This is a genomic window from Algoriphagus sp., assembly GCF_024305035.1.
Lineage (GTDB): Bacteria > Bacteroidota > Bacteroidia > Cytophagales > Cyclobacteriaceae > Algoriphagus.
The window spans coordinates 25,522-37,521 of record NZ_JAMWZB010000012.1 but is presented as its reverse complement, the minus strand read 5'-3'; the positions used below and the strand labels follow the sequence as shown (position 1 = coordinate 37,521).

10 protein-coding genes are annotated in these 12,000 nt (G+C 38.5%); all 10 read right to left on the bottom strand.

Features of this window, described 5'->3' with window-relative positions; all coding sequences use genetic code 11:
* Window positions 1–104 precede the first annotated feature (104 nt).
* Window positions 105–2,510, bottom strand: coding sequence for a 3-hydroxyacyl-CoA dehydrogenase NAD-binding domain-containing protein (locus tag Q0L00_RS08355; RefSeq protein WP_297336423.1), 2,406 nt, complete (start codon window positions 2,508–2,510; stop codon window positions 105–107).
* A gap of 44 nt (window positions 2,511–2,554) precedes the next feature.
* Window positions 2,555–3,016: a MarR family transcriptional regulator gene (locus Q0L00_RS08350; protein WP_297336422.1), complete on the bottom strand. Its 462-nt coding sequence runs from the start codon at window positions 3,014–3,016 to the stop codon at window positions 2,555–2,557.
* Between the two features lie 262 nt (window positions 3,017–3,278).
* Complete coding sequence (locus Q0L00_RS08345; RefSeq protein WP_297336421.1) at window positions 3,279–5,027, bottom strand: long-chain fatty acid--CoA ligase; 1,749 nt, start codon at window positions 5,025–5,027, stop codon at window positions 3,279–3,281.
* Window positions 5,028–5,459: 432 nt separating this feature from the next.
* A complete protein-coding gene (locus Q0L00_RS08340; RefSeq protein WP_297336420.1) occupies window positions 5,460–7,163 on the bottom strand; it encodes an Ig-like domain-containing domain in 1,704 nt (567 codons plus the stop codon).
* Entirely contained in the window at window positions 7,160–8,053 is an 894-nt protein-coding gene (locus tag Q0L00_RS08335) for a class I SAM-dependent methyltransferase (RefSeq protein WP_297336419.1), read from the bottom strand. Before Q0L00_RS08335 ends, Q0L00_RS08340 begins: the two co-directional genes overlap by 4 nt.
* Before the next feature lies 1 nt (window position 8,054).
* On the bottom strand, window positions 8,055–9,920 hold the full coding sequence (gene mnmG, locus Q0L00_RS08330; protein ID WP_297336418.1) for a tRNA uridine-5-carboxymethylaminomethyl(34) synthesis enzyme MnmG: 1,866 nt from the start codon (window positions 9,918–9,920) through the stop codon (window positions 8,055–8,057).
* Between the two features lie 76 nt (window positions 9,921–9,996).
* Complete coding sequence (ybeY, locus tag Q0L00_RS08325; protein ID WP_297336417.1) at window positions 9,997–10,422, bottom strand: rRNA maturation RNase YbeY; 426 nt, start codon at window positions 10,420–10,422, stop codon at window positions 9,997–9,999.
* 2 nt (window positions 10,423–10,424) lie between these two features.
* Window positions 10,425–10,826: an ATP-binding protein gene (locus Q0L00_RS08320; RefSeq protein ID WP_297336416.1), complete on the bottom strand. Its 402-nt coding sequence runs from the start codon at window positions 10,824–10,826 to the stop codon at window positions 10,425–10,427.
* 35 nt (window positions 10,827–10,861) lie between these two features.
* Window positions 10,862–11,629 (bottom strand): exodeoxyribonuclease III, encoded by a 768-nt coding sequence (locus tag Q0L00_RS08315; RefSeq protein ID WP_297336415.1) that lies wholly within the window; start codon window positions 11,627–11,629, stop codon window positions 10,862–10,864.
* Window positions 11,630–11,632: 3 nt separating this feature from the next.
* Entirely contained in the window at window positions 11,633–11,995 is a 363-nt protein-coding gene (locus Q0L00_RS08310; protein WP_297336414.1) for a hypothetical protein, read from the bottom strand.
* Between the last annotated feature and the right edge of the window lie 5 nt (window positions 11,996–12,000).

Sequence of the window (12,000 nt, the reverse complement as noted above, 5' to 3'; positions counted from 1 at the left end):
AAAGTTGAATTCGAGGTTAAAAGAAAACCAAGAGACTGGTTGTAAGAATTTAGATTACTCTCCTTTTTTCGCAGTTCTTGTTTCTGGATTCTTATTTATTCTGACTAGTTTCTCAGCGGTTTGCCTTTAAACAAAATGCTGTGAATTCGTTCCAGTGTCTTTTTCTCACCCGTTAAGCTTAAGAAGGCTTCTCGTTCTAAGTCAAGGAGATACTGCTCACTCACTTCTGTGGGAGAAGACAAATCTCCTCCAGACATTACCCAAGCGAGCTTCCGGGCGATTTTAGCATCATGCTCAGAGATGTAAGCACCATATCTCATTCCGGTAATTCCTGCTTCGAAAAGAGCAAGTGAGGTTTTGCCGAGTACTTTGATATTTGTTTGTTGAATAGGCTGGGAATAGCCCGCAGCAGAAAGATCGAGTACTTTGGCTTTCGCTTCAGCCAATTGACGTTTTCGATTTAAAGTGATTCCGTCCTGCGCTCTGAGATAACCGAGATTTCGGGCCTCTAAAGCAGAGGTGGAAACTTTCGCTAGGGCGATATTCATAAAATATTCTTGCAACTGATTGAGCTCCACATCTCCTTCCACGACCGAATTGGCAAATCGACGAATCATTTCTTTGGTACCGCCTCCTGCAGGAATCAGTCCCACACCGACTTCTACTAAACCCATATACAATTCTGCATGTGCCTGAATATGATCGGCATGAAGTGAAAGCTCACAGCCCCCACCCAAAGCCATATTGTGGGGAGCGACGACCACAGGAATGGATGAATATCGAGCTCTCATCATTGTATTTTGAAATTGGGCAATCATCAGATTGATCTCATCAAAATCCTGGTCTCCAGCAAACATGAACAGCATTGATAAATTGGCACCTGCAGAAAAATTTGCCCCTTCATTTCCGATCACCAATCCTTTGTGGGATTTTTCAGCCATTCCAATAGCGGTGTTTATTCCTTCGATCACTTCTTGACCCATGGAATTCATTTTAGTGTGAAACTCCAATCCTATCACATCATCACCTATATCGTAAACGGTAGATCCGAGATTTCCCCAAATTTTCTTTCCAGCGGCTTTTAAGGTATCCAAAATGATAAATTCATCCATGCCGGGAATTTCCTTATAGGACTTACTGGTCATGTCGTAATACAGTTTTTTACCATTTTGTATGGTATAAAAGGAATCATTTCCAGCATCGAGCATTTCAGAGACCCAATCGGCAGGCTTTTCACCTGCTGCTATCATGTTTTTAACTGTCTCTCTCACTCCGAGAATATCCCAGTTTTCAAAGGGTCCATAGTCCCATCCAAATCCTGCACAGACAGCCTGGTCGATCCGATAGAGTTCATCTGAAATCTCCGGAATTCGAAATGAACAATAGCGGAATAAATCGTAAAAAGTAGCCCGATAAAACTCACCGGCTCGATCATCAAAATTGACTAAATGCTTGATTCGCTTTTTCAGATCCTCAATATCCTTAGCGGATTCCATCGCTTTGAATTTAGGCTTTTCAACATCCTTGTATTCAAAGGAATTGAAATCAATTTCCTTTAGCTCTTTTCGTCCATCTTGGTGTCGAATCATTTTGAAATATCCCTGACCTGTCTTGTCCCCAAACCATTTATTTTCATAAAGAACCTGGACAATTTTGGGCAGTTTGAATTTTTCTCTCGACTCATCTTCGGGAAGGGCTTGGTATAAATTATTAGCCACATTAACCGTTGTATCCAGACCAACGACATCCATCGTTCGGAAAGTGGCCGATTTTGCTCGACCAATTACCGTCCCAGTCAATTTATCTACTTCAGACACGCCCAAACCCATTTTTTCAATGGTATGCATGCCTGAAATAATTGCATAAACCCCAATCCGGTTGGCAATAAAGGCTGGGGTATCTTTACATAGGACTGTTTCCTTTCCCAAAAAACGATCACCATAATCCATTAAAAAATCAATGATTTCAGGATTAGTCTTAGGTCCAGGTATAATTTCCAACAGTCTCAAATATCTGGGAGGATTGAAAAAGTGGGTACCGGCAAAATTTTGCTGAAAATCCTCGCTTCGTCCTTCACACATCATGTGCATGGGAATTCCCGAAGTGTTGGAGGTAATCAGCGTACCGGGCTTCCGGTATTTTTCTACCTTTTCAAAAAGTTGTTGCTTTAGGTCAAGTCGCTCAACTATCACTTCAATAATCCAGTCAACTTCTTTGATTTTGGACAAATCATCCTCAAAATTTCCGATGCTGATCCGAGCTGCCAAAGCTTTATCATAGATCGCAGAAGGATTGGATTTTAGGGTGCTTTGCAGAGCTTGAGAAACCAAGCGGTTTCTTACCATCGGATCTTCTTTGGTCAATCCTTTTTTTTGTTCTTCATCCGTCAGTTCGAATGGGACAATATCCAGCAAAAGGACCTGTACGCCTATATTGGCAAAATGACAGGCTATTCGGGATCCCATTACTCCTGAACCTAATACGGCTACTTTTTTAATGGTTTTATTCATTTTTTTGGGTTTTTAGTAGGTTTCAGTCTACGCAGAGCATTTTTTTATAATTCGAAAATCGGCTTATTGGCTTCGGCTCCGCTAAATTGATCAATGACCATTTGAACTTTTTCAAATACCGCAAAAAACGTATTCAAGTCTTGCTCATCAATGACCTCTCTGATTTGTTCGTTGAATTCTTTAATTGTACGGACAGAGACTTCCTTTTTTTGCTTTCCTTCCTCAGTGAGGAAAATTCGAACTGACCGCCGGTCCTGTGGATCCGGTTTTTTAAAGATTAATCCTTTTTCCTCCATAGTCTTCAACATTCGAGTCAGGCTTCGTGTCTCCAATCCAATCATGGGTGCGATTTTGGTCGCAGGTGTTCCTTCTTTGGAATTGATGTTAATTAATACAAAACCGATGGCTGTCGTGAAGCCTTCCTGAGCTGCGTGTTGATTGTACATGCGCGAAATTGCATGCCAGGCACTCTTGATATGATAATCTACCGTCTCTTCTCGTTTCATTGATCTACTCGTAAAATTTCGAGAAATAAGGTACAAAAAATATGGTAGGCATGCATACTATTTTCAAAAATTAATTAGGCATGCATCACAAATTATTATTGGTTAATAGTTAATAAATAGAATATTATTCTAAAAATTAGATCTAATGAAGAATATAAAAAATAAAATAAAGGTAAAAAGCTATTATCCGAATTTTGTTTTGAAAAAAATGACGGGTGGAAGTAAATGAGGTAAAGCTACTTTTTGATTCAAATCAAAGCGATTAAGCAGTATAAATTTCTTCAATCGTTCGGGCGTATTTTTGATGAATAACCTTCCGCTTCAATTTCATGGTGGGGGTTAACTCTCCGGTTTCGATACCCCATGCTTGATCGAGTAATTTAAATCGTTTGATTTGTTCCCATTTTCCAAAATATTTATTCAGGGAATCAACTTCTTGCTGATACTTTTCCAGAATATCCGGTCGCTTTATCATCTCTTCATCGCTTGTGTAGGGGATATCTTTACGCTTACAGTATTCGCGGAGCACCTCAAAACTGGGAACAATCAAAGCGGATGGATAACTTTTACCCTCTCCGACTACAATTAATTGCTCAATCAAAGGTGATTCCTTGAATTTATTCTCCATGGCCTGCGGTGCAATGTATTTTCCACCGGAAGTTTTAAACATCTCCTTTTTCCGATCGGTAATTCGGAGGAAATGGCCATCTAGTTCACCAATATCTCCGGTATGAAACCAGCCATTTTTAAGTACCTCAGAGGTCATGTCGGGCTGTTTATAATATCCCAGCATCACATTGGGTCCTTTGACAAGAATCTCACCATCCTCTGCAATTTTAACTTGGACATCTTTGACAATTTTTCCTACCCAACCAATGCGGATTTCCTCCTGGTTGCTCATGGAAGCGGTGACCACTGGAGAGGTTTCAGTTAATCCATAGCCTTCGCAAACTTTAATTCCTGCTGCCCAAAATACCCGAGCCAATCTAGGCTGTAAAGCGGAAGCTCCGGAGTTGATCTGCATGATATTTCCGCCAAGAGCCTCTCTCCATTTCGAAAAAACAAGTTTATTTGCCAGCCTAAGTTGAAAATTGTACCAAGCACCCATATCCTGAGCCGGATCATAGGTCAATCCTAACTTAAGTGCCCAAAAAAATAGCTGTTTCTTCACTCCAGTTAATTCATAGCCTTTTGCCACTATTTTATCATAAACTTTTTCCAAAAGTCTGGGAACGGTATTGAAAACATGTGGCTGTACTTCTTTTAAGTTGTCGCCGATAGTTTCCAAATTCTCTGCATAATACACCGTATAACCCAAATACATAAAACAAAAGGAAGCTGTGCGCTCATAAATATGGCAAAGCGGTAAAAAGCTCAATACTTTTGATTCCCCTTCTGGAGGACTCATGATATGGGAAACAGAAAGGACATTGGAGAGCACATTGTGATGACTGAGCATGACCCCTTTTGGCCGTCCGGTAGTTCCCGAGGTATAAATAATGGTGAATAAATCGCTTGGTTTTACCCTTTCCTTGGCAGCTTCAAGATTCGCCAAATCCCCAGTCAATCCCTCCTCCATAAGTGAAGTCCAATGCTCCACTCCTTCGAGTTGGTCAAAACTGTAAATTTTTCGATCTCCTGCCACATCGGCTGCTTTGTCATAAATGATGCGATCACCTACAAAAATTAGTTTGACTTCAGCATGTTCAAAAATATAGGCATAATCATCACTGGTAATTGTCGGATACATCGGAACGGAAATCGCACCAATTTGCTGAAGCGCCAAATCGACGAAATTCCATTCTGGACGGTTTTCAGAAATAATGGCAATTTTTTCACCAGCCAAAATTCCTTGCCCAAGGAAAGCCAAACTCATATTGTCTACCACTTCTTTGAACTGACGACTGGAATAATTTTTCCATGTTCCAGCTTCCTTTCTTGAAAGGGCAACCGATTTATCAAACTTGCTCAGCTGATACGGAATTAAATCAAAAAGACGATCGATATTCATTTCAAGTTTTTTGAGTTGACTGCATCTAATATAGTCAAAAATTAAACTGAATGACAAAGGCTTATTCACACCATCAACACCCCTATATCTTTACTATTTTATTTAATTAAAAAAAACTATTAAGGTTATTAAGGCTGTGAATATGTGGATAAAAGTCAATTTTGTTTTGATCCACAAGTTAGTGGTCCTTTTTATTTCCTTATCTACGGCTTATCCATATGTTATTCACATTTTTACTATTGATTATGAGGTATTTAATGGAATTGAGGTTTTTTTGTGGATTAAGGGAGTTATTATCTTGGTGTGAAAGTTTGCTGTGGATTAGTTTGTTTGTGTATGTGTAGATCTTGGCACTTTTCCCCATAGATCCAAAAACCCTTAGTAGGTTTGATGGACTCTGGGGATAAGTCATTTTTGTAAACAATGTTCCCTTTATTTATCCACTTGTATTTCTTGCTTATCCACAGGTTTTTTTTCTGCCAATCCTGTGGATTGTGTAGGTTCGATGATTAAATCTTCGGTAGTCCAGCCACTTTTTAAGATGATTTCTTTGGTTTGATTCTCTGGATTTTGATAATAGTAGACTTTTTCAGCAAGTTTATTTTGGTAATAATTTGATGGATCCCATCTTTGATTTCCATTTTTATCTTCAATTACTTGAATCGTATAGGTGCCTGCTTCAATTCGTTCAAAGGAAAAGTCTGATTCATTTTCTAAATAGATTTCTCGGTAGATTTCCTCCTTTGAATTCCTAAGTCGAACAATGAAAGGTGTATTTTGTGAGTTTATTCGCCCTGAAATCTGATCTGCGAGTGTTTCAGGGTCTATTTTTCGGTAATTAGCTACAAGGGGTTCTGCATTAAATTGACCTTCGAAATCTTGAAATGTGGAATCTGCTAGCGTTAATGGAAAGATTTGTAGTTCCAAAGTATCGGCAATTGGAATGTCAAACAGCAGAATATCTCGACGTAAAGAATCCTTGAAAGATACCATTTCCGGTTGTATTTGAATTCTTTTGGCACTGTCAAGGGGAATGTACAGTGAATCGTAATTGATTTGTCGGAGGGGTTTATTGAAGGTTAATTCTGCTTTTAAGCGTTCTAGAAATGATTTTCCTGAATTGGCGCTAAACGTTAATTCTTCCGGTTTCCGATCAGATTCCGGGAATTTCGCCCAAATGGTTGTGTCTATTGTAAAGCCAATTGAGTCTGCCAGTTGGAGTTTTACAGCGGTGCTGTCCGAAATAGTTTCTGTGGAATATAATTTAATTTTTTTGTCTTCGGTGGTGTAAAATAAGCTTTTACCGAGTTGTTCATGTGTCAATTCGATTTCCAATGGGTTTTTATTAAAAATCAAATCATAACTCTCGGTGCTCGATGAAGATCGCTGAAGTCTGAATTCAGTAAGATCTGATGCTGATAAATTAAAGATTAAATCAGTTAGATTTTTTTCGATGGAAATGGTATCTGGTAAAAAATCGTATTTTTCTGATTTGAATTCTGCTTTTAAGCTATTGTTTTGATCTTTCCATACGAAGGCCTTGTAATCTCCCTGCTTGATGTTGTTTATACTATAGTTTCCTAGGCTATCAGATTGTGAAATGTAATAAGGGGGTCCGCTAAATAAGTCTGTGGTGTCACCTATCGGATAGAGTCCAATCAAGATGTCTTCAAAGTCATCTCGTCCGGTTGGAAAGTAGGTATTTACTCTCCCTGATAATGATAAACTATCTATTTGATCGCCTGTGGAAAAAACCAATTTAAGGTTTTCAGCAGGATTTCCTTCCGATAGGTCTTGTATGGACTTTTGAAAATTAAACACATACGTCGTGTTCTCTTCTAATTCTTGGTTAAGTTCAAGAGTAACTTGATTCTTTAAAGCTTCAACCAACAATTCGTCTTTATTGATTCTGGGAGTGATGATGATATTTTTATTTGGATTGTCCAATTTGACAAATTCATCAAATTCCAGGGTGATTACTTCAGGTTTTGTATTTAGGCTTTGATCTTCCGGGTTCATGGATAGAAGTTTTGGCGGATCTTCATCCCGTGGCCCTCCAGTAGGTGCGCTTTGTTTTGCACAACTCCAAAATAGAATTAAACAACTGAATATCAATATTTTAAATAAGTATTTCACTTCTTCTTTAAAAGGTATAATAGACTAGAATATTCCTGGGTTTCTTTTGCCCCCTGGTTCGATTTCCAACCAGTGGTCAAGGCCTTTAAATAATGGGAAGCCAAGTTTCCGTTTGGTTTTTGATACTTTTCAGACAGTAAGGAAACATAATAACTGTCAAAAATCATGGGTTTGGTCTCTACGATGGTAAAGCCGAATTCCTCTGCTAAATTCTGCATGGAAGTTTGTGAAAAATGATAAAGATGTCTGGGCACGTCCCATCCAGCCCAAAAGTCCTTGTATTTTTTTGCTTCATAGCTTTGATGATTGGGTACAGCTAAAAGAAGGTATCCGTTTTTTTTGAGAGACTTTTTTATTCCTTTGATCCCTTTTCGTAATTCGTGAATATGTTCGAGTACATGAAATAATGTAATAATATCAAAGGTTGAGTTGTAGTGTTTTGGATCAAGGGATTTATTAATTTTTTGTCCAGTAGTTTTTGAAGCCAATTTCCTGGCAGATTTATTGGGCTCAATACCTTCTACAACCCATCCTCGAGTTTTAAATGCGAATAGAAGTGATCCTGTTCCGCAACCGTAATCCAGGATGCTTCCTTTAGGTACCAAAGATTCAATAAGTTTTATTTTTTTATGAATATTGATTTTTCGTACACGATTATATATTTTTTCAGTAAAGGTAGTGGTTGAGTTTTGGTGCGAATAGTATTCTGGGAATTCATAATAGGGTTCAATTTCTTCCTGTGTCGGTCGTGGATTGGTAAAAAGTAACTGACATTGGGTACACTTGCAAATGATAAAATTTTCCTTACTCACGGCGTGGTCAGTAATTTCTCGATCATTAAGAAAATGCCCACTTTTGCAAAGTGGGCATTTATTTAGTCTTTCTAACATTTTACCTTCCTAAATAAACGGTTAAAATGGATAAGTCTGCAGGTGAGACTCCACTTATTCTCGATGCCTGTCCTAATGTCTCAGGGCGGATTTTATGAAGCTTTTGTTTTCCTTCGGCAGATAAGGCCGGTATAGCCAAATAATCAAATCGCTGTGGGATTTTATAATTTTCCATATTGGATAATTTCTCCACCATCTGTTGTTCTTTTTCGATGTAGCTCTCGTATTTTATTTGGATTTCAGCTTGCTCTAATTGGTCTGCTTGGTACTGATCCAAATAGTTGCCAAGTTCAACATCCAAAGTCTTGATCACTTCCAGAGTTATTTGTGGTCTTTTCAAAAGTTTTTCTATCGTGATTTTTTCCTTGATTGGAGCGGTTTGAATTTTTTCCAATCCTTTATTGATTTGGTCAGGTTCTAGTTTTTTCTGTTTTAAATCATTGATTAAACGTGCGGTTTGTTCTTTTTTGTAGCGTACGTTTTGTAGTCTTTTTTCATCTGCTAATCCTATTTGATAACCTAATTCGGTTAATCGGATATCGGCATTATCTTGACGAAGAAGCAGTCTAAACTCCGCTCGGGATGTAAACATTCGGTAAGGTTCTTCGGTACCTTTATTGATTAAATCATCAATTAAAACACCGATGTATGCATCAGAACGTTTCAGCAGAAAGGGTTCTTTCTCCTGTACTTTCAAGCTAGCATTGATGCCTGCCACTAAACCCTGCGATGCGGCTTCTTCGTATCCAGTGGTTCCGTTGATTTGACCTGCGAAATACAAGTTCTCCACCAGTTGGGTTTCTAAGGTTGGTTTGAGTTGGGTTGGTGGAAAATAATCGTATTCAATAGCATAGCCCGGCCTAAACATTTTTGCGTTTTCAAAACCTGCGATCTTTCGGATGGCTTTATATTGTACATCTTCTGGTAGCGAAGTAGAGAAACCATTAACATAAATCTCGACTGTATTCCATCCTTCGGGTTCAACAAAAATTTGATGACGTTCCCGTTCTGCAAATCGATTGATTTTATCTTCGATTGAAGGACAATAACGAGGCCCTAGACCTTGAATTCGTCCATTAAACATAGGTGATCGGTCGAATCCAGTTTCTAATGTCTCATGAACTTCTTTATTGGTATAGGTAATCCAACAGGTCCGTTGTTCGGTTAATGGCTTTGTTTTCTCTGAATAGCTGAATTTCTCCGGGTTCTCATCTCCGTATTGGATTTCCATTTTTGAATAATCCAAACTTCTTCCATCAACCCGTGGTGGAGTACCCGTTTTCATTCGTCCTGCTTCAAATCCTGCTGAAACCAATTCTTCGGTAATTCCTTTGGATGCTGATTCTCCTGTTCTCCCACCTCCGAATTGTTTTTCACCTATGTGTATGATTCCATTTAGAAAGGTTCCATTGGTTAGCACAACTGTTTCTGCTGCTATTTCTATCCCAATTCCTGTCTTGACTCCCATCACCCGCTTGTCTTTAATGAGAAGTCCGGTAATCATTTCTTGCCAAAAATCGACTTTAGGTGTTTCTTCTAGAGCCAAACGCCATTCCTCAGCAAACCGCATTCGATCGTTCTGGGAGCGTGGAGACCACATTGCCGGTCCTTTGGATCGATTGAGCATTCTGAATTGAATCATGGATTTATCAGAAATAATTCCAGACATCCCTCCTAGGGCATCGATTTCTCGTACGATTTGGCCTTTGGCTACGCCACCCATGGCTGGATTACAAGACATCTGCGCAATGGTATTCATATTCATTGTGCATAGTAAAACCGATGAACCCATTTTCGCTGCTGCGTGGGCGGCTTCACAACCTGCATGTCCTGCTCCTACTACAATGACATCATATTTTGGAAACATGATTATTTTTTTTAGATGTTCCACGTGAAACTTTGCTTGAATCAAGAATGCTTGATTTGCTGTTCCACGTGGAACATTACAGTTGTTCAAATAAATTTATTGCTAATTGCTCTTTGCTTCGCATGATTTTAGCATCAGTTTTTTTCTTATCCTGATATCCCAGAAGGTGAAATAATCCGTGACTCAATACGCGGTTTAATTCCTCTTCTTCCGAAATGTTAAATTGAGCAGCATTTTCTTGAACCCGATCTATGCTGATGAATATGTCTCCTTCTATTTCGTTTTCTTTTTCCGAATTGTCGAAGGTGATGATATCCGTATAGGTATCGTGTTGGAGATAGTTGACGTTGATCTGGTAAAGGTATTCATCGGAGCAAAAGATAAAATTCAACTCTTTTATTTTAAATCCTTCCGCTTCGGCAATGGTATTCAGCCATTTTTTACGTTTGAGCTTTTTGCTGAGATCAAACTTGCAATCTTCGACAAAGAAAAGAATGGCCATGATTAATCCATGTAAAATGACAGGATGGTTTTTTTTCCATCGTTTTCAAATTTGACTTCGTCAGTCAAATGTTTGATCAGGAAAATTCCTCTTCCTCCAGGGTTGGATATGTTTTCTGGAGCCGTTGGATCCGGTAAGCGCTCCAAATCAAAGCCTGATCCTTCATCCTCGATGACAAATTGTAATTGGTCTTTTTCGGCCCTTAATTCCAAATGCACCAGTTTTTCCTTATCATTTTTATTTCCGTGAATAATGGCGTTGCTGATGCATTCTGTTACAGAAATCATAATATTCCCATAGATGTCATCATTGATCTCAAACTTCTCACGTGCATTGTCGATGAAGCTTTCAATGATTTTTATATTCTCGATCAAGGAAGGAATAGAAATTTTTATAGAATTCATTAGTATTATTATCTATGGGTCAGATGCATTTGTCTTTATTCATGGATATCTAAAACGATGGGGCAATGATCCGAATGAATCACATCAGGCAAAATTAAAGCACTTTTTAATTTATCCTTCATGGTTGATGTAGCCATGTGATAATCGATTCTCCAGCCGAGATTTTTTGTCCGGGCATTGGCACGATAGCTCCACCAAGAATATTGGTGTGGAAGCTCTGGATTAAAATGTCGAAACGTATCGATAAATCCTGATTCAGTAAACTTGTCCATCCACGCTCGTTCTTCGGGTAAAAATCCAGAAGAATTTTTATTGGATACCGGATTATGAATATCGATTGGTTTGTGGCAAATATTGTAATCTCCGCTTAGGATTAAATGGGGATTTGTTTTTCTCAAATCTTGCATGTACCCATACATATCATCCAAAAATTCATATTTGAAATCCTGTCTGATATCCCCCGTGGTACCGGATGGAAAATAGGCAGATAAAAAAGAAAACCCATCAAAATCAGCTTGAATAAGTCGGCCTTCGTCGTCATATTTGGAAAGGCCCATCCCTACTTTGATGGATTTTGGTTTGATTTTGGTGAAGATTGCCACTCCTGAGTAACCTTTTTTCACCGCTGGAAACCAATGTAATTCATAACCTAAGTCTTCAAATAAGGTACGATCTATTTGTGAAATATCTGCTTTAAGTTCTTGAATACCAATGATATCAGGGCTTTCTTTTTGAAGCCAATCTACAAAACCTTTGTTGATGGCTGCCCGGATTCCATTGACATTATATGAAATGATTTTCATGAATTAATTTATCTCTATTTGGTATTCTTTTTCAAAATATTCTAAGATTTGGATTTTTAATAATTTCTCCTGTTCCAGAATATCAAAGTGAGGAAGCTCATCAATGAGTTTCCAATGGGGCCATCCCTCTTGATCAATGTATTCCAACTCATAGAATCCTGCCAAGCTCAATACTTTGCAAATGGCAATATGCATTAAATCTTGTTTTTGTTCTTTGGAAAATGTCTTGATTCCTTTTCCAAGTTCCTGTACCCCAATAAGAAACAATACGCCATTTAGATCCTTTGGTTTTTTTCCAATGGTTTCTTCCAGACCTTCCAATAATCGGCCCCATCGCTTCTCTAGCTCCAGATCTCTTTTAAACATGATGG